Origin of the sequence: Klebsiella sp. S69 (assembly GCF_016516145.1) — a bacterium.
GTDB classification, from domain to species: Bacteria; Pseudomonadota; Gammaproteobacteria; order Enterobacterales; family Enterobacteriaceae; genus Klebsiella; species Klebsiella oxytoca.
Map to the genome: position 1 here is coordinate 40,770 of NZ_JACVUU010000020.1, position 17,755 is coordinate 58,524.

General features: G+C 55.5%; 15 protein-coding genes. 10 read left to right on the plus strand and 5 right to left on the minus strand.

Going from position 1 to position 17,755, the window contains the following annotated elements; genetic code table 11:
- Window positions 1–30: 30 nt before the first annotated feature.
- The gene (locus IAE27_RS19385; RefSeq protein ID WP_017145536.1) at window positions 31–1,227 is read right to left on the minus strand and encodes an ROK family transcriptional regulator; all 1,197 of its coding nucleotides are present in this window, start codon (window positions 1,225–1,227) and stop codon (window positions 31–33) included.
- Window positions 1,228–1,339: 112 nt separating this feature from the next.
- Here IAE27_RS19385 and IAE27_RS19390 point away from each other — a divergent pair, with 112 nt between their 5' ends.
- The 4 genes from IAE27_RS19390 (at window position 1,340) to IAE27_RS19405 (ending at window position 8,169) form a co-directional block, all read left to right on the plus strand.
- The gene (locus IAE27_RS19390; RefSeq protein WP_200092791.1) at window positions 1,340–4,615 is read left to right on the plus strand and encodes a DUF5107 domain-containing protein; all 3,276 of its coding nucleotides are present in this window, start codon (window positions 1,340–1,342) and stop codon (window positions 4,613–4,615) included.
- 70 nt (window positions 4,616–4,685) lie between these two features.
- On the plus strand, window positions 4,686–6,122 hold the full coding sequence (locus tag IAE27_RS19395) for a sugar porter family MFS transporter (RefSeq protein ID WP_016809513.1): 1,437 nt from the start codon (window positions 4,686–4,688) through the stop codon (window positions 6,120–6,122).
- Entirely contained in the window at window positions 6,122–6,958 is an 837-nt protein-coding gene (locus tag IAE27_RS19400; protein ID WP_115239317.1) for an aldose 1-epimerase, read from the plus strand. Before IAE27_RS19395 ends, IAE27_RS19400 begins: the two co-directional genes overlap by 1 nt.
- 77 nt (window positions 6,959–7,035) lie before the next feature.
- The gene (locus IAE27_RS19405) at window positions 7,036–8,169 is read left to right on the plus strand and encodes a 3-phenylpropionate MFS transporter (RefSeq protein ID WP_004104522.1); all 1,134 of its coding nucleotides are present in this window, start codon (window positions 7,036–7,038) and stop codon (window positions 8,167–8,169) included.
- On the opposite strand, the gene csiE is transcribed toward IAE27_RS19405, so the two are convergent.
- Window positions 8,166–9,443, minus strand: coding sequence for a stationary phase inducible protein CsiE (gene csiE / locus IAE27_RS19410; RefSeq protein WP_154022962.1), 1,278 nt, complete (start codon window positions 9,441–9,443; stop codon window positions 8,166–8,168). The two genes, IAE27_RS19405 and csiE, sit on opposite strands and share 4 nt — an antisense overlap.
- Window positions 9,444–9,567: 124 nt before the next feature.
- On the opposite strand from csiE, the gene IAE27_RS19415 reads away from it, so the two are divergent.
- The 3 genes from IAE27_RS19415 to IAE27_RS19425 all read left to right on the plus strand — a co-directional run bounded on the left by IAE27_RS19415 (window position 9,568) and on the right by IAE27_RS19425 (window position 12,114).
- The gene (locus IAE27_RS19415) at window positions 9,568–10,206 is read left to right on the plus strand and encodes a DUF1007 family protein (RefSeq protein WP_049592885.1); all 639 of its coding nucleotides are present in this window, start codon (window positions 9,568–9,570) and stop codon (window positions 10,204–10,206) included.
- Window positions 10,197–11,177, plus strand: coding sequence for a nickel/cobalt transporter (locus tag IAE27_RS19420; protein ID WP_070555721.1), 981 nt, complete (start codon window positions 10,197–10,199; stop codon window positions 11,175–11,177). Before IAE27_RS19415 ends, IAE27_RS19420 begins: the two co-directional genes overlap by 10 nt.
- Window positions 11,178–11,427: 250 nt before the next feature.
- Window positions 11,428–12,114, plus strand: a complete 687-nt coding sequence (locus tag IAE27_RS19425; RefSeq protein ID WP_083307714.1) for a hypothetical protein — start codon at window positions 11,428–11,430, stop codon at window positions 12,112–12,114.
- On the opposite strand, the gene IAE27_RS19430 is transcribed toward IAE27_RS19425, so the two are convergent.
- The 3 genes from IAE27_RS19430 to suhB all read right to left on the minus strand — a co-directional run bounded on the left by IAE27_RS19430 (window position 12,104) and on the right by suhB (window position 14,747).
- A complete protein-coding gene (locus tag IAE27_RS19430) occupies window positions 12,104–12,988 on the minus strand; it encodes an alpha/beta hydrolase (RefSeq protein ID WP_115239318.1) in 885 nt (294 codons plus the stop codon). The two genes, IAE27_RS19425 and IAE27_RS19430, sit on opposite strands and share 11 nt — an antisense overlap.
- Window positions 12,989–13,170: 182 nt before the next feature.
- Window positions 13,171–13,827: a hypothetical protein gene (locus tag IAE27_RS19435; protein WP_108704690.1), complete on the minus strand. Its 657-nt coding sequence runs from the start codon at window positions 13,825–13,827 to the stop codon at window positions 13,171–13,173.
- 116 nt (window positions 13,828–13,943) lie between these two features.
- Window positions 13,944–14,747 (minus strand): inositol-1-monophosphatase, encoded by an 804-nt coding sequence (gene suhB, locus IAE27_RS19440; protein WP_004104514.1) that lies wholly within the window; start codon window positions 14,745–14,747, stop codon window positions 13,944–13,946.
- Window positions 14,748–14,867: 120 nt separating this feature from the next.
- On the opposite strand from suhB, the gene trmJ reads away from it, so the two are divergent.
- The 3 genes from trmJ (at window position 14,868) to iscS (ending at window position 17,738) form a co-directional block, all read left to right on the plus strand.
- Entirely contained in the window at window positions 14,868–15,605 is a 738-nt protein-coding gene (trmJ, locus tag IAE27_RS19445) for a tRNA (cytosine(32)/uridine(32)-2'-O)-methyltransferase TrmJ (RefSeq protein WP_004114430.1), read from the plus strand.
- A 251-nt stretch (window positions 15,606–15,856) separates the two neighbouring features.
- Window positions 15,857–16,348 (plus strand): Fe-S cluster assembly transcriptional regulator IscR, encoded by a 492-nt coding sequence (iscR, locus tag IAE27_RS19450; RefSeq protein ID WP_004104510.1) that lies wholly within the window; start codon window positions 15,857–15,859, stop codon window positions 16,346–16,348.
- 175 nt (window positions 16,349–16,523) lie between these two features.
- On the plus strand, window positions 16,524–17,738 hold the full coding sequence (gene iscS / locus IAE27_RS19455; RefSeq protein WP_004134936.1) for a cysteine desulfurase: 1,215 nt from the start codon (window positions 16,524–16,526) through the stop codon (window positions 17,736–17,738).
- Window positions 17,739–17,755 lie beyond the last annotated feature (17 nt).

Consider the following 17,755-nt stretch of genomic DNA (forward strand, 5'->3'; position numbering starts at 1 on the left):
AAATTTGCGCTCCGCCACGTCCCCTGACTATTAACGCAGCGTCTGCAGTTGCTCCTCAACATACAGATAACCGATCCCCATCAGCTGCTGAGCGCGGGTCAGTGTGCCAAAACCGATTTGGGTGGCATGCGCTCTCGGCGTATCGCCGTGGTCAAACGGATTAAAGCCGGTTTGTTTGACGATACTCTCCAGCCACTGTTCGCCAAAAGCACAGCTGCGACCGTATAGCCAGATCTGGTTAATATTCAAAATATTTAAGAAATTATAAAGACTTAAGCCAATAGCGTTGGCGGCGTTATCAACCCATGCGCGAATATGCACGTCTCCCTGTTCCCAGGCCTCAATGAGCGATGCCGTGGTTAACTGCTCCGGAGATCGCTGCGCCTCAGGCTGGGTTTTAAGCCACATCCGCGCCTGTTTTTTCAACGCGCTGAGGGAGGCTACGGTTTCAAGACAGCCATATCTCCCGCAGTCGCAGGCTTTGCCGTCAGGATTCACAATCGTGTGTCCAATCTGCCCGCTGCCGTAGAGGCTTCCTCGATAAATCTGATCGTTAATCACAAAAGATGATCCAATACCGTAATCGACGTTGATCACGCAAAAATCCGGTTGTGGGCCCGGATGCTGCCATTTCTCCGCCAGCGCCAGCATCACGCAGTCATTATCTACCCGTACCTGCACGCCGAGCTGTTCTTCCAGCAGATACTTTATTTCAATCGGCGTTTTCCAGCGCGCCTGGGGCATGGTTTGTGAAACGCCGGTGATCGGATCAACCTGACCATGGACGCCAAGGGCGAGATTGATGCTGTGCTGCGGGTAGAGGCGGTGGATACGCCGCCAGCATTCCACGATGGCCTCCAGAAGGGCCTGCGGCGTAGGGGCATCGATAGGCAAATGCTGGTGGCCGTCAACCGCCAGTAGACGGGCATCGGCAAGCTGATACTCAATACTGGTCGGCGTAATATTCATGCATAGCGTCCAGGCTCCGCGCGCGGGGATCTGGTAGCTTCCGCTGTTCACGCCGCGTTTGCTCATTTTTTCCGTGGAGTGATCGATCAGTCCCTCGCTGAGCAGCTCTTCAAGAATATTGCTCACCGCCGGAATAGAGAGTCCGGTGAGCTGAGAAAGCTGGGATTTACTCAGCTGCTTCTCCCGCCAGAGATGAGCCAAAAAAATGGATTTATTGGCCTGTCTGACCCGGGCATTATTTAAACCGGTACGCTGCATACACTTAACTCCCTTAACTATATTGCGTGAGCATTGCGCATTTTAGCAGCTAAGTGACGATATAAACTCCTTCCATAGCAAATTTTACCTTACTTTGTTTAGTGGAGGCGTCATGTACGGTTCGGTTAAGGTTTGGCAGGGAATAATTACATTACCTACGTGGACAACGGGGGCGGAGGATCCGAACCCCATGTTTCTGGAAAAACGCGTTTATCAAGGTTCTTCCGGTAACGTCTATCCCTACGGCGTGATTGACACCCTGACCGGCGAACGTGAGATGCGCGATTATCAGGCAGTATGGATGGAGAATGATTTCATTCGAATTATGCTGTTACCGGAACTCGGCGGCCGTATACATCGGGCGTATGACAAGGTTAAACAGCGCGATTTCGTGTATTACAATGAAGTTGTGAAGCCCGCCCTGGTGGGGCTGCTGGGGCCCTGGATCTCCGGCGGTATCGAGTTCAACTGGCCGCAGCATCATCGCCCGACGACCTTTATGCTGGTCGACTTTTCGATCCAGTGCGGGGAAAACGGCGTGCAGACCGTATGGATGGGGGAAGCGGAGCCCATGCGCGGTTTGCAGGTCATGACCGGGTTTACGCTTTATCCTGACCGCGCGCTGATTGAAATTACCGGTAAGGTCTTTAATGGTAACGCCACGCCGCGTCATTTCCTGTGGTGGGCCAACCCGGCGGTAAAAGGCGGCGATGCTCACCAGAGCGTTTTCCCGCCCGACGTCACCGCCGTGTTCGATCACGGCAAGCGCGATGTTTCCGCTTTCCCTATTGCCACCGGCACCTACTACAAAGTCGACTATTCTGCGGGCGTCGATATCTCCCGTTATAAAAACGTTCCTGTGCCCACCTCGTATATGGCGGAGAAATCGGATTACGATTTTGTCGGTGCTTATCACCATGACGAGCGCGGTGGGCTACTGCATGTTGCCGATCATCACATCTCTCCGGGCAAAAAACAGTGGAGCTGGGGCTATGGCGACTTTGGCCAGGCATGGGACCGCAATCTGACCGACGAAAATGGCCCTTATATTGAGCTGATGACTGGCGTCTACACCGATAACCAGCCTGACTTTACCTGGCTTGCGCCTTATGAAGAGAAGATTTTTGTGCAAAATTTCCTTCCCTATAGCGAGCTGGGAATGGTGCAAAATGCCAATACGCAGCTGGCGCTGAAGCTGGTTCGCGAGTCTGAGCAGCTACAGCTCGGCGTTTACGCCATTGCGCCGCTGGAAAATATCGTTGTTGAACTCAGTGCTGAACAGCAGCCGCTGTATGAAACTCAGCTTACGCTGAAGCCCGGCGAGAGTTGGCGGCATACGCTGCCGGAACATGACGCCGGTCGCTTGACCATCAAGGTTAAAAGTGCAGACAAGCAACTGCTGCTGGATTATCACGAACATATTACTCAGCAGACGCCGCTGCCCGAGCCGGCCTCAGCGCCAGCGATGCCGGAAGAGATTCACAACGGTGATGAGCTCTATTTTATTGGCCAGCATCTTGAGCAATACAATCACGCCAGCCGCTATGCCGCAGATTACTATCGCCGGGCGATAGCCCTCGATCCGCAGGATTATCGCAATAATGTTGCCCTCGGGACGCTGGCGTTTAACCAGGCCGACTGGGTTTTAGCGGAGCAATGTGCCCGCGCCGCGCTACTTCGCGCCCATCGTCTGAATAAAAATCCGCGCGATGGCGAAGCCAGTATGCTGCTTGGCAGCGCGCTGGAAAGGCAGGGAGATGAACAAGGTGCCTGGGATCACTATTACAAAGCCTCCTGGAGCGGTAACTGCCGCGATGCTGCATGGTGGTCGCTTGCGCGTCTGGCGATGAAGCGCGGTGATACGGCCGACGCGCTGGAAAAGGTCAACACCAGTCTGCAGTTCAACGCCAGCAACCATCTGGCTATGGGGCTGAAAGCGCTGGCGTTAGCGGACAGCGGGGGGGCGAAAGCGGCGCAGGAATATATTTTCGCCTGCCTTAAACAATTCCCGTTGAGCTATCCGCTGCACTGCGCGCGCTGGATGATTGAACCCAGCGACGAAGCGCGAGAGAGCCTGCTGCGGGTAACGGGGCGCAGAGGGATCAACGGCAGCCTGCTGGCGGGCTGGCTGCTTTCTATCGGACAGAAGCAGGCGGCGAAAGAGGTGCTTGAGGTACTGGATTGTCAGGAGGCGCTGCCGATGCTGTGGCGAGCCTCGTTAAGCGATGACGCAAATAAACGGCAACGGTTGATTGCCGAAGCCGAGCGCTGCCATCCGCAAAAAGTGCGTTTCCCCAATACGCTCGATGAAGTTCAGATGCTGCAAACCCTGAGCGACAGCGCTTTCGCCTGCTATCTGCTCGGTTGCTTCTGGTACAGCAAACGACGCTATGAAGAGGCGGTCAGCTGCTGGCGCGAGACGCTGGCAAAATCACCCGACTATGCGCCCGCTCATCGCCTGCTCGGGGTTTACGCCTGGAATAAACAACAGGATGCGGCACAGGCGCTGGCTTATCTACAGCGCGCCGTAGAGCTTGAGCCCGAAAACGCGCGCTTCCTCTTTGAGCTTGATTTTCTGCAAAAATCACTGGGTACGCCGGTAAACGAACGACTGGAGAAGCTGGCGGCGCGCAAAGCGGTGGTGCTGAAGCGGGACAATCTGACCGCTGAGCTGCTAAGCCTGTGGAATGCTTCCGGCCATTATGCCGATGCCGCCGCTATTCTCGGTACGCGCGTGTTTCATCCCTGGGAAGGCGGGGAAGGGAAAATCACCGGTCAGTATTTGCTCAATCAGCTGCATCGGGCTTTGCAGTTTATTGAACGCGAGGCGTTTACGCAGGCTGCGGACTGTCTGAAAGACGCATTACGCTATCCCGATAATCTGGGGGAGGGGCGACTGCCCGGGCAGACGGACAACGATATCTGGTATTTGCTGGGCTACTGCGCGGAACAGGCTGGGGATGCGCAGCAGGCAGAGGAATATTATCAGCTTGCCCTACAAGGAGGCTCAACGCTGGACGCCGGGCGTTACTACAACGATCAGCCCGCTGATTACCTTTTCTGGCAGGGCATCGCGCTGCGTAAGAGCGGTAACGCGGCGCAGGCCGAGCAGCACTTCCAGAATTTTATCACCTGGGCCGGGCAGCATCGGGATGACGTGCCGCAAGCCGACTTCTTTGCCGTCTCTCTTCCGGATTTGGTGGTGCTTGATGTCTCAGCGCAACAGCAACATCAGCAGCACTGCTTGTTTATTGAAGCGCTGGGCCATCTGGGGCTGGGGAATGTATCCGCCAGCCAGCAGGCGATGCAGCGGCTTCTGCAACTGAACCCGGCTCATGATAAGGCGCATCTGATTCGTCATGCCCTGCAAAGCGGCATTTTTTCCTGAACCTCAAATGGGCGGGCCTGGCTCGCCTGTACCCTACTGTTCCCTGCGTTTCCCTTATAGAGGAATCATTATGAATAACGCGCAGACACATCTCAAAATGGGCTACGTCTGGACTATCTGTCTGGTCGCCGCCTGCGGTGGTTTACTGTTTGGCTATGACTGGGTAGTCATCGGCGGCGCTAAGCCATTTTATGAAGCCTGGTTTTCCATTACCGACCCGGCACAATCCGGCTGGGCTATGAGTTCGGCGCTGGTGGGCTGCGTTTTCGGCGCATTAATCTCGGGATGGTGCGCCGATAAACTCGGGCGCAAGCTGCCCTTAATACTTTCCGCCGTGCTGTTCAGCGCGTCGGCGTGGGGGACGGCGGTCGCCAGCAGTTTCGACATGTTTGTGGTTTACCGCATTGTGGGCGGTGTGGGGATTGGTCTGGCATCCGCTCTCAGCCCGCTTTACATCGCCGAAGTCAGCCCGGCAGAAAAAAGAGGGCGCTTTGTTGCGGTCAACCAGCTCACTATCGTGATTGGCGTGCTGGCCGCTCAGCTTATTAACCTGATGATTGCGGAACCCGTAGAGACGGGGGCGACGCAGCAAATGATTGTAGAAACCTGGAACGGGCAGATGGGCTGGCGCTGGATGTTCGGCGCAGAACTGGTTCCGGCGCTGGCGTTTCTGGTACTGATGTTTTTTGTTCCCGAATCGCCGCGCTGGCTTATGAAAGCCGGTAAGCCTGAGCGTGCCCGAGCCGCGCTGGAACGCATTGGTTCTGCCGACTATGCCGACAGAATATTACGCGACATCGCGCACACGCTGGAAAAAGATAACCATAAAGTATCCTATGGCGCACTGCTGGCTCCGCAGGTGAAACCGATCGTGATCATTGGCATGGTTCTCGCCGTTTTCCAGCAGTGGTGCGGAATCAACGTCATCTTTAACTACGCACAGGAGATTTTTGCCTCAGCGGGCTTCGATATTAACAGCACGCTTAAATCGATCGTCGCGACGGGGGTTGTAAACCTGGTATTTACCCTCGCCGCGCTGCCGCTGGTGGATAAAATCGGCCGCCGTAAACTGATGCTGCTTGGCGCTTCAGGCTTGACGCTGATCTATGTGCTGATTGCCGGCGCTTACGCCATGGGCATTATGGGCTGGCCGGTACTGCTGCTGGTGCTGGCGGCTATTGCCATTTACGCCTTGACCCTGGCGCCGGTCACCTGGGTACTGCTGGCGGAAATCTTCCCCAACCGCGTTCGCGGACTCGCCATGTCTTTAGGTACCCTGGCGCTGTGGATTGCCTGCTTCTTGTTAACCTACACTTTCCCTCTGCTTAATGCCGGACTGGGCGCGGCGGGCAGCTTCTTGCTGTATGGCATCATTTGCGCTGCCGGCTATCTCTATATTCTGCGCAACGTGCCGGAAACAAAGGGGATCACTCTCGAAGCCCTGGAAGAACAGCTGGCGCAACGCCATACGGGCGTTAATGCGGCGAAGCAGGAGCAGACGCGCTAATGGCGGAAGAGTGGATTATGGAGAACGCGCATCTGCGGATGTGCGTCTCTTCTCTGGGCGGCAAAGTGCAAAGTTTATTCTCGCGGCAATATCAGGCGCCGGTGCTATATGAAAATCCCGCCGGCGGCATGTTTCCGATGCTGCCGATGGCCAATCGCGTTGCCGGAAATCGCTTTATTTTTCAGGGACGCGAGATAGTCCTGCCACGTCACCACGCCGACGCGCATTTTTTTCTCCACGGCGACGGTTGGCTGCAGTGCTGGGATATCATTGCGCGCGGCGGCGATTTTTGCGCGTTGCAGCTGCGTCGGCAACATGTCTGCGGTTTCGATTACCTGGCGCAGATCCGCTATCAGTTGCTGCGTAACCAACTGATAGCGTCGCTGACGCTTACCCACTGCGGTAGCACGCCTATCCCCTACGGCTGCGGTTTTCATCCCTTTTTCTCCTTTGATAAGCGCAGCACGGTGCAGTTTGCCGCCAGTGGCTACTGGCCGGAAGGGGAACAGCACCTTCCGCTGGACTGGCAAAGCCCTCTTCCCGGCTATGCCGATTTCAGTCACCCGCAGTACGGTGAGGATCGCTGGCTAAACGTCGGCTATTCCGGCTGGAGTGGACGAGCGAGGATAGTAAGTAATGTGATGAATATCGCAATTCTTTCGCAAACTTCGTGGTTGATGCTCTTTAGAATGCAGGGTGAACCGTTCCTTTGCCTCGAGCCGCAAACTCACCCGGTAAACGCCCATAACATGGAAGGCCAGCCGGGGCTGCGGGTTTTGGGCACCGGAGATACGCTGAATTTTTCGCTAAAAATAGACGTTCAGGGGCGCGAGTAGCGCCATTTTTGGGGCGAGGGCATCTTGCACCCGCCCCGCTTTATCGCCAGACTGTCGCCTCCATTCGGGAGGGAATCATGGTCTTACACTCCACGCGCTGGTTGGCGCTTAGTTACTTCACCTATTTCTTTAGCTACGGTATCTTCCTGCCTTTCTGGAGCGTCTGGCTTTCCGGACTTGGCCTGACGCCGGAAACCATCGGTATGCTGCTCGGCGCCGGGCTGGTGTCGCGTTTTCTTGGCAGCCTGCTGATTGCGCCGCGGGTCAGCGACCCGTCCCGACTGATCTCTTCTCTACGCATTCTGGCTTTGCTGACGCTGCTTTTTGCGCTCGCATTTTGGGTCGGCCACCATGTCGCCTGGCTGATGGTGATTATCGTCGGCTTTAACCTCTTTTTCTCGCCGCTGGTGCCGCTCACCGACGCGCTGGCGAATACCTGGCAAAAGCAGATCACCATGGACTACGGGCGCGTGCGTCTGTGGGGATCGATAGCTTTCGTCATTGGTTCGGCGCTAACCGGGAAGCTGGTCAGCCTGTATGACTACCGGATGATACTGGTGATGCTCAGCGTCGGCATTGCTTCAATGCTGCTCGGCATGTTGCTGAAACCGTCGGTGCAGCCGCAGGGAGAGTCCCGCCAGCAGGAAGCGGCCGGCCTGGCGGCCTGGCTTACGCTGGTGCGGCAAAGCTGGCGCTTCCTCGCCTGCGTCTGTTTGCTGCAGGGAGCGCATGCCGCCTACTACGGATTTAGCGCTATCTACTGGCAGGAGGCGGGGTATTCGGCCTCCGCGGTTGGCTATCTGTGGTCGCTTGGCGTGGTGGCGGAAGTGGTGATTTTCGCGCTGAGCAAAAAAGTCTTCCGTCGCTTTAGCGCCCGCGATCTACTGCTGCTGTCCGCGGTGTGCGGGCTGATTCGCTGGACGTTGATGGGCTGGACGACGGCGCTACCCTGGCTTATCGTCGCGCAGATCCTCCACTGCGGCACCTTTACGGTGTGCCATCTGGCGGCGATGCGCTATATCGCAGCGCGTCAGGGCAGCGAAGTGATCCGCCTGCAGGCGGTCTACTCCGCTGTCGCGATGGGCGGCAGCATTGCGGTGATGACGGTATTTGCCGGTTTCCTCTACCAGCATCTGCACCAGGGCGTGTTCTGGGTAATGGCGCTGGTGGCCTTACCGGCGCTGGTGGTGAGGCCAAAAGCGGTAGCCTAGGCCTCCAGCATTTTGCAAATCTGCTGCTGCTGATGATCGCTGAACGCCTCTTCAGCATGAAACAGCGGCGGTGAAAACAGCGGTAGCGCGGTGGTATAGGGAGTGACGATCAGCGTCACTTCCTTCGGGGCGCCCTCTTTCTGAAAGGTGCTCACGCTCAAATACTTGATATTGAGCGGCAGCAGGGTTAACTCGCGCAGCTGCTGCTCCAGCGACTGCTCAAGATCCGGATTATCATCGGTAAGCAGCACCACCTGCTTCTCTTGCAGATCGCTTTTTTGCATCAGCCATGCGCCGAAAATCACCGCGATCAGGCTGACTTCCTCCTGGCTAAACCGCACTTGCCAGCTGGCTTCAAACTCCTCCAGTGCGGCCTGGGTGGTGCGCATCAGGCGGGGATAAAGACGGCCAATTTCCTCCGGCAGCGCGTTATCGATACCGATAGCGAAAACGCTGCGATGTAACGCCTGCGAGAGGTGGATATAGAGTTGATCGCTGAGCCCCTGTTCATCGCTAAACGGACGACCCGCCAGGTTCTGAAAGCGGTGAATCAGGCCAGATATAGCCAGATGCAGACGTCGATCCTGCTGATGACCATCGCGAAGAGGATCGGGAGTTTTCAACAGCATAAACAGCAGGGTCAAAAACAGCTGTTCTCCTGCGTGGGGCGCTGCCGCAACCCGCCGCTGCCAGTGGCGGACAATCTCCTCCGCGAGGGCAAATTCGGCGGCGGCCTGCGCCCAGCGCTGCTGCTCGTGAGTGAAAGAGGGACTCTGCCCAAGGTGGTGCTGCAGCAAACAATACTGTAAATAAAGACGCAGAAAATGCACGTCGCGGCAGTCAAACTGCCGGTTCAGGGCGCGCGAGCAGCGGTTGACCAATGCCTGAAGATTGGTGTCATCATAGAGCGTGCGTGCGATACCTTGCTGTTTAAGCTGCGTTTTCAGAGCCGGGGTAAAATGGTGGCTGACAAAATGCGGGCACAGGCGCAGCCCGCGGCGCAGGCCGTGCAGCAGGCATAAGCGTTGATCGAGCGCGGCGCCTTCCATCCGATAGCTGCCGTCCGCTTGTGAAGTCAGGGTCAAGCGGTGATAACGCTGAATTTCGCGTCCCGTCTCCGCGATGTCCTGCCGGGCGGTATCCTCATCAACCTGGGTGAGGTTACCCAGCCATTCGGGCGTCACGGACTGCCCGGGCAGATAAAACATCAGGAGCACCTGGCTACGGCGCTGTGGACTGGAAAGCACAGATGGTGGTTCAATCACTGTCATCATCCGGTTAGTTCCAGTTAGGGTTTTCGTTAAGAGTAGTTAATGTATTGCGGGTGAACAGGGCATTTCCGGGTCTTTACATCAGGATTGCTGGCGGGGTTCACAGAATTTTTCACGCGAGGAACAGATGAAGAGAGTGAAACAATGCGTCAGCGTAGCGTTTTTCATGTTTTTATCGCTATCTGCGGCGGCGCATCCGCACAGTTTCATTAGTCTGCAAACCGAGGCCGTAGCGGAAAATGGGCAGCTTACCGGCTTTAAAATGCGCTGGACGATGGATGAAATCACCTCCGCCGATCTGCTCTATGATGCGGGCAACGCCAAACCCGGTAGCGAAATCTGGAAAAAGCTGGCGGCGGAAGTGATGGCGAACGTGCTGGGCCAGCACTATTTCAGCGAGCTGTGGCATAACGGCGAGAGAGTGAAGTTTGATAATCGGCCCGATGGCTATGGCCTTGAGCGCAGCGGCCATCAGGCGGTACTCTCTTTTACTCTGCCGCTGGCGAAGCCGCAGCCGATGGCCGGGCAAACCTTCACCTTTTCCACCTACGACCCGACCTATTATGTTGATATGTATTATGACCAGGACGCAGACTTCACTCTACCGACGGCGATGAAGACAAGCTGCACGGCAAAAGTGATGACGCCGAAGCCTAACGAAAAAATGTTGTCCTATGCGCAGTCGCTGGATAAAGCGGATGCGCCGCCGGAGGATATGGAACTGGGGAGCTACTTCGCGCAAAAGGTGACGCTGCAATGTCAGTGATTTTTGCACAAAACGGCCGTTCGCCGCGCTGGCGCCAGCTGTGGCCGCTGGCGCTGTTTCTGCTGCTGGCAGCCGGAGCTGGCTTCTGGCTATGGCGGGCCTGGCCGCAGGTGCTGCTGCAAAGCGCGGTCTGGCAGCGCGCGCTGAATGTCGAACTGAGTCGGCTTCTGCAGGCGGTTGCGGAGAATCCTGCCGCTGCCGGGCTGTCGCTGCTGGGATTTAGCTTCGCCTACGGCGTCCTGCATGCGCTGGGGCCGGGGCACGGCAAGGTGGTCATAACCACCTGGCTGGCAACCCATCCGTCGAAGCTGAAATCGAGCATCGGCCTGACCCTGGCCGCCTCGCTGCTGCAGGGACTGGTGGCCATCGCCTTAGTGGTGGTGGTACTGACGCTGCTGCGGCTGCCGGCAAGACAGCTGCATCTGAGCAGCTTCTGGCTGGAAAAGGGAAGCTATCTGCTGGTCGGTGCGCTGGGCCTTTTGCTGTGCTGGCGTGCGCTAAAAAAGCTGCGCGTACTGCTGCGCCGGCCGACATTCACCGCCTTCACCGCGCATCACGTTCATCACGCCAACTGCGGCTGCGGGCATCAGCATCTGCCGGCGCCGGAACAGCTGCAAAGCGGCGAGGACTGGCGGGCTCGGCTGGCTATCGTGCTGTCAATGGGGATGCGGCCCTGCTCCGGAGCGATTATGGTGCTGTTATTCAGCAAGGTTATCGGCGTATTTAGCTGGGGCATGGCGGCCGCGATGGCGATGGCGGCAGGTACCTCGTTAACGATTAGCGCGCTGGCCCTGCTGGTGCATGGCTTCCGTCAGCTGGCGGTCAGGCTGAGCGCCGGCCGGGCGCCGGCGCTGTGGAAGCAGATTGGCTGGGCAACGCTGGCGCTGGCCGGCGGCGTGATCTTACTGGCGGCGGCGATAGTGATGTGGAGCAGCGCGGTTCCGGCCAGCGGGGGATTAAGGCCGTTTTAATGCCTTTTTACCGAGCTGGAATCCTAAAATATCGGCGGTTGATTGTGGCTCACCAGCCGATGCTTTAGCGTTCAGTTTTGCAATCAGGTTGTGACAAGTAGTCATTATGGCCGTTAATTAATCGGCAAACTCTGAATACTCGCTTGGGCTTTCCGCTGCGGCAGGGCTGCTCGTCGGCTTATCTCTCATCTACTTCTGGCCTGAGCTGGCAAGCTGGTGGCCTGTCGATCTCCCCCGCATATATACGGCTTTGTATAATCTGATTAGCCTGAGACAAACGGGTTGGGAAAGCGTACCCTTTGCTGTACACGGCCAGCTGCTGATTGCCGGTTTCGTGCTGGTTTTTTTCCACCCGGGTCACGGTAAGATGCCGCTTGTTGCCTGGATGCTGCATAACCACCCCACGCGCAGACATTTTTTTGTCTGGATAGTCCGTAGCTGGCGCCCGCAGTGCGGTTTCTTCATCATTATTTTCTGGCGCGTTGGGTTTATGCAGGATATCCCCAGAGATACGCTGCTGCGTTTTATCTCAATTTTCAATTACATCTGCTATTTCGCCACGTTGATTCTGGGGTTGACGCTGGTTCATGATGCCTGGCGCCTGGTGAAAACACCTGAAATCCCAATCAGCAATCTTCGGCTACCGCTGATTTTCGCGCTGGGGTTTTATTTGCCGTTTCAGATCGTATTGCTGCTGCACGGCGCAAGCGAAAATGACTATGTGCCGTTGGGGTGGCTGCTGTTTGCGCCGGTCATGGTGGGCATTTTATTGTCCCGACTCGCCACCGGCGGGATAGCCTGCCTGATACGTCGCCTGGTTGGTGAGGCGGGAGGCCAGAAATGGCGCGCGCATTTCGCCCTGTTTAACGGCGTGGCGATATTGTGTATGGCGATAAATACCGCGGTGCGGATTGTGTCATCCTTGCTTAATTCTTAGCTTCTGACAGCGCGTTTTGCATAAAGCGCACCATCTCATCACGGTAGCGATCGCCGTGGCGTTCGGAAAATGCGTCAATATGCTCGCCATCCGGAATAAGGATTTTCTGCTTCGGTTGGAGAGCTAGTTGATAGAGTTTTTCACTATGCTCCCAAGGGATCACATGGTCCGCTTTACCATGAATAATCAGCAGCGGGATAGGGCTGATGGATGCGATATTTCGGTCTGCGCTATAGCTATCATTGAGCAAAAAGCCGCTGCCGGGGATCATCTGATTGGCGATAGACGAATAGGATGCAAAAGTTGAGTCGAGAATAACGGCGCGGATCCCCGAGCGCTTTGCCGAACGTTCGTTAACGCAATGCATGCAGTAGCCAATTGCGGCAAGAATGTTATTGCCTCCCAGACTTTGCCCCAGCAGCACCAGACGCTGTGGGTTCACGTCGCTGCGCTGGCGCACATAGTCGATAGCGCTTTTCGTATCGTCATACAGGCCTTGTTGCGAAGGCGTGCCCTGAGATTTGCCAAATCCACGATAGTCGAACATGAAAAGGTTGTAATTGCGTTCCGGCAGCCAGCTGACCAGCGGCCAGTGCGCCGACATATTTCCGGCATTCCCGTGGGCATGTATCACCGTTGCGACCGCATTATCTGTAGGGCCAGTAGCTGATGGAATAAACCAGCCGTGCAGGCGGGTACCGTCTTTAGCGGTGAATGTAACGGATTCGGCAGACCAGGGATCCTGCCCATAGACTTCATTATCCGGATAGTAAAAAGCATTGATGGCGACGCGAGGCAGTAGATAAACGCATACTGCCACAATAAACAGAATAAAAAAGTATTTGGCGCCGCGCTTGCCGCCGGGAAAAGTCATTATTACATCCTTGTTGAACATCATTTCTTTCTATCAGGTCAGGGATCGTGTGAGATTGCAGGGATAATGTAAAGCTATAGGGGATGTTTCGGAAAAGTGCCCGGGGAATGATTTCTTTGCTGCTTAAATTAGTGGAACAGGAAATCGGACAAGCCGGATTTCCTGTTATTGCGGGATCTCATTCAGGCGTTGCCAAACTTTTCTTCCAGCATGTTCAGCAATGCATTCGGGTCCTGCTCAGGGAAGAGCGTCGCTAAAATTGATTCAGTAAAAGGTGCGCCGTGATAGAGCTTTTCGAGTGCCGCCCAGTCTAGCTCTACTTCATAATATTCTGTGAGCAAGTTGTAATAGCTTGCCAGATCGGCTAGTGGTTCTAAGAATTCAGCACTACCATCAAATTCATTAAGCGCTTCAGCCATGGCTGCAAATTGCCAGCGATCTCCCTCCTGCGCCCAGACCACAAAAGTTGTGCATTCAGGCTCAAAAGAGGGGTTTATGATTTCTTTCTTCAGCTCTTCAGGCAACCCTGCAAAAAAATCATGGCGGGAGATCCATTCAGGGAGATGAGGATTGTAGGGCGAAAGTTTACTCTCATGCGCAAAACCCTTAATCACGGTGCCGTTTGGTGTCATCAAAATATGAACATGATCGCCGCAGCCATCATCGACCCGAATATAATCCCCACCGGGCAACCAGTCTTTATCATCGTAGTGATAATAAGCACCATCTTCATCTTCGTCCTCCAGACTGAGCAAAAAATCAATTTTTGCATACAGCATCAGATGATTACGTAGCGTATTTACATCCGGGATTGTCTGATATTTTTGCGTAATATTCATGTAAGTACCTAATCTTCACGTCCAGTTGTGATAATCAGGTTTATTTTAAGCGGGACGCTGGGAAAATTACATAGGTATATATGGCGGGTGACAGAGGATGCACCCGCCAATGGGAATTAACGCTTCAGTGCTTCGCTCAGCTGCTCGCGCATATTGGCCAGCATCGCTTTCACAACGCGCGGGTTGCCTGCAACGATGTTGCCGGTCAGCAGGTAGTTATGGCCGCCGGTAAAGTCGCAGACGATAGCGCCGGCTTCACGGGCGATCAGCTCGCCGGCCGCGAAATCCCACGGTTTCAGCGCGATTTCAAAGTAGCCGTCAACGCGGCCAGCAGCAACGTAGGCCAGATCCAGGGCGGCGGAACCGGTACGGCGGAAGTCCGCGCATTCGGTAAACATGTTGCCGAGGATGTTCATGTAGGAGGTCGCGTGCTGTTTTGCTTTGAACGGGAAGCCGGTGGCGATGATCGTGCCATCGAGATCGCGAGCGCTGCTGCCGCGCAGGCGGTAGCCGTTCAGCTGCGCGCCCTGACCGCGGGTTGCGGTAAACAGTTCGTTACGCATTGGATCGTAAACCACGGCTACTTCAGTACGGCCTTTAATGCGTACGGCAATGGATACGGCGAAGTGGGGCAGACGTTTTACAAAGTTGGTGGTGCCATCCAGTGGATCGATAACCCATTGAACATCCTGATCTTCACCAGCGTGCTCACCGCTTTCTTCGGTGATGATGGTGTGCTGCGGGTAAGATTTGCGAATGGTTTCGATAATCATCGCCTCTGCGGCTTTATCGACGTTGGTCACAAAATCATTGCTGCCTTTCTGGCTGGTTTCTACGGAGTCAGGGGTTTCGTAGTGCTTGGCAATTAAATTACCCGCCTTGCGCGCTGCGCGCACGGCGATGTTCAGCATCGGATGCATCGGTATCTCTCACTGGATGTTAAAGAACGGGAAAAAACGGCGCATATAGTAACAGTGAAATCTGCTTATGTCTCCGTTTTATGATAGCATGCACGAATAATCTTTAGCCGAAGAACCATAATGCTGCAAAATATTCGAATCGTACTCGTAGAAACCTCACACACCGGCAATATGGGCTCCGTCGCCCGCGCAATGAAAACCATGGGGTTAACCAACCTCTGGCTGGTCAATCCTCTGGTTAAACCTGATTCTCAGGCCATCGCTCTGGCGGCCGGAGCCAGCGACGTGATTGGCAATGCCAACATCGTTGATACCCTCGATGAAGCCCTGGCGGGGTGCAGCCTGGTCGTGGGAACCAGCGCGCGTTCCCGCACGCTGCCGTGGCCGATGCTCGATCCGCGTGAATGCGGTCTGAAAAGCGTTGCTGAAGCGAAGCATGCGCCGATCGCGCTGGTATTTGGCCGCGAACGCGTAGGCCTGACTAACGAAGAGCTGCAGAAGTGTCACTACCACGTGGCAATTGCCGCGAATCCGGAATACAGTTCGCTGAACCTGGCGATGGCGGTACAGGTTATCTCCTATGAAGTCCGGATGGCCTGGCTGGCGGCGCAGGAACAAAATGAACCTGTCGTTGAGCATGAGGAAACCCCGTATCCGCTAGTGGATGATTTAGAGCGTTTCTACGGTCATCTGGAGCAGACGCTGCTGGCAACCGGATTTATTCGCGCCAGCCACCCGGGTCAGGTGATGAACAAACTGCGCCGTTTGTTTACTCGCGCCCGTCCGGAAAGCCAGGAGCTGAACATCCTGCGCGGTATGCTGGCGTCAATTGAGCAGCAGCAGAAAAATAAAGAATAATAGTGCCCGCCGTTGCCCGGCGGCGCGATGCTGGCACGGTCGTTGCGGGTTCCCCTCTCCCTGTGGAAGAGGGGCGGAGTGAGGGCGTCAGGCCGCGCTGAAGTGAAACGGCACGGAAAGCCAAATACCTGACTAAAACAGTCAAGTAAATAGTTGACCAATTTACTCGGGAATGTCAGACTTGCCCTTGCTATGCAATACCCATATTAATAAAAAGCCCGGGCAGGGGCGAGTTTGAGGTTAAGTAAGACATGAGACTGACATCTAAAGGGCGTTATGCCGTGACCGCGATGCTTGACGTTGCGCTCAACTCTGAATCGGGTCCGGTTCCGTTGGCTGATATTTCAGAGCGTCAGGGAATTTCGCTTTCCTATCTGGAACAGCTGTTCTCTCGCCTGCGCAAAAATGGTCTGGTTTCCAGCGTACGTGGTCCAGGCGGCGGTTATCTGTTAGGTAAAGAAGCGGGTAGCATCGCGGTTGGCGAAGTTATCAGCGCAGTAGACGAATCCGTTGACGCCACCCGTTGTCAGGGTAAAGGCGGCTGCCAGGGCGGCGATAAGTGCCTTACTCACGCGCTGTGGCGCGATCTGAGCGAGCGACTGACCGGTTTTCTGAATAACATCACGCTGGGCGAACTGGTGAATAACCAGGAAATCCTCGATGTCTCCGGTCGTCAGCACAACCATGAATCCCAGCGTAATACCCGTGCTCAGGACGCTATCGACGTCAAACTGCGCGCGTAGTTCTCGTTCAGTTTCATCTTGCAGCGAGGTGCTGCAAGCTGAAACGAACTGAGTAAAAAAGATAAAAAGATTTTCGAATCAGGCCGGGATGCTCCGACATCCTGTGTACTCGGTCGTACATCCAGCCGGTTGCCTGATTCCTTGCATTGAAGCGATGTACGGAGTTTATAGAGCAATGAAATTACCGATCTATCTCGATTACTCCGCAACCACGCCGGTGGACCCGCGTGTTGCCGAGAAAATGATGCAGTTCCTGACCCTGGACGGGACCTTTGGTAACCCGGCCTCTCGTTCACACCGTTTTGGCTGGCAGGCTGAAGAGGCGGTAGATATCGCCCGTAATCAGATTGCCGAGCTGGTCGGCGCTGACCCGCGCGAAATCGTTTTTACCTCCGGCGCGACGGAATCCGATAACCTGGCGATTAAAGGTGCAGCCAACTTTTATCAGAAAAAAGGCAAGCACATCATCACCAGCAAAACCGAACACAAAGCCGTGCTGGATACCTGCCGTCAGCTGGAGCGCGAAGGGTTTGAAGTGACCTACCTCGCCCCGCAGCGTAACGGCATTATCGATTTAAAAGAGCTGGAAGCCGCGATGCGTGATGACACCATCCTGGTTTCCATTATGCACGTGAATAACGAAATCGGCGTGGTGCAGGATATCGCTACCATCGGCGAGATGTGCCGCGCCCGCGGTATCATTTACCACGTTGACGCGACCCAGAGCGTGGGCAAGCTGCCTATCGATCTGAGCCAGCTGAAAGTGGACCTGATGTCCTTCTCCGGCCACAAAATCTACGGCCCGAAAGGCATCGGCGCGCTGTACGTGCGTCGTAAGCCGCGTATCCGTATCGAAGCGCAGATGCACGGCGGTGGTCACGAGCGCGGTATGCGTTCCGGGACGCTGCCAGTCCACCAGATCGTCGGTATGGGTGAAGCTTACCGTATCGCGAAAGAAGAGATGGAAAGCGAAATGGCCCGCCTGCGCGGCCTGCGTAACCGTCTGTGGGACGGCGTAAAAGATATGGAAGAGGTCTACCTGAACGGCGATCTCGAGCAGGGCGCGCCGAACATTCTCAACGTCAGCTTTAACTACGTTGAAGGCGAGTCGCTGATTATGGCGCTGAAAGACCTGGCGGTCTCCTCCGGTTCAGCCTGTACTTCCGCAAGCCTCGAGCCGTCCTACGTGCTGCGCGCGCTGGGGATGACCGACGAGCTGGCGCATAGCTCTATTCGTTTCTCTTTAGGTCGTTTTACTACCGAAGAAGAGATTGACTACACCATCAATCTGGTCCGTAACTCCATCGGCCGTCTGCGCGAACTCTCTCCGCTGTGGGAAATGTTCAAGCAGGGCGTGGATTTGAACAGCATTGAATGGTCACATCACTAATTCGGCACCAATAAGGA

Bases quoted from the DNA above. Each gene is read 5' to 3' on its own strand.
- IAE27_RS19385 (WP_017145536.1), bottom strand. From the start codon at position 1,227: ATGCAGCGTACCGGTTTAAATAATGCCCGGGTCAGACAGGCCAATAAA.
- IAE27_RS19390 (WP_200092791.1), top strand. From the start codon at position 1,340: ATGTACGGTTCGGTTAAGGTTTGGCAGGGAATAATTACATTACCTACG.
- IAE27_RS19395 (WP_016809513.1), top strand. From the start codon at position 4,686: ATGAATAACGCGCAGACACATCTCAAAATGGGCTACGTCTGGACTATC.
- IAE27_RS19400 (WP_115239317.1), top strand. From the start codon at position 6,122: ATGGCGGAAGAGTGGATTATGGAGAACGCGCATCTGCGGATGTGCGTC.
- IAE27_RS19405 (WP_004104522.1), top strand. From the start codon at position 7,036: ATGGTCTTACACTCCACGCGCTGGTTGGCGCTTAGTTACTTCACCTAT.
- csiE (WP_154022962.1), bottom strand. From the start codon at position 9,443: ATGATGACAGTGATTGAACCACCATCTGTGCTTTCCAGTCCACAGCGC.
- IAE27_RS19415 (WP_049592885.1), top strand. From the start codon at position 9,568: ATGAAGAGAGTGAAACAATGCGTCAGCGTAGCGTTTTTCATGTTTTTA.
- IAE27_RS19420 (WP_070555721.1), top strand. From the start codon at position 10,197: ATGTCAGTGATTTTTGCACAAAACGGCCGTTCGCCGCGCTGGCGCCAG.
- IAE27_RS19430 (WP_115239318.1), bottom strand. From the start codon at position 12,988: ATGACTTTTCCCGGCGGCAAGCGCGGCGCCAAATACTTTTTTATTCTG.
- IAE27_RS19435 (WP_108704690.1), bottom strand. From the start codon at position 13,827: ATGAATATTACGCAAAAATATCAGACAATCCCGGATGTAAATACGCTA.
- suhB (WP_004104514.1), bottom strand. From the start codon at position 14,747: ATGCATCCGATGCTGAACATCGCCGTGCGCGCAGCGCGCAAGGCGGGT.
- trmJ (WP_004114430.1), top strand. From the start codon at position 14,868: ATGCTGCAAAATATTCGAATCGTACTCGTAGAAACCTCACACACCGGC.
- iscR (WP_004104510.1), top strand. From the start codon at position 15,857: ATGAGACTGACATCTAAAGGGCGTTATGCCGTGACCGCGATGCTTGAC.
- iscS (WP_004134936.1), top strand. From the start codon at position 16,524: ATGAAATTACCGATCTATCTCGATTACTCCGCAACCACGCCGGTGGAC.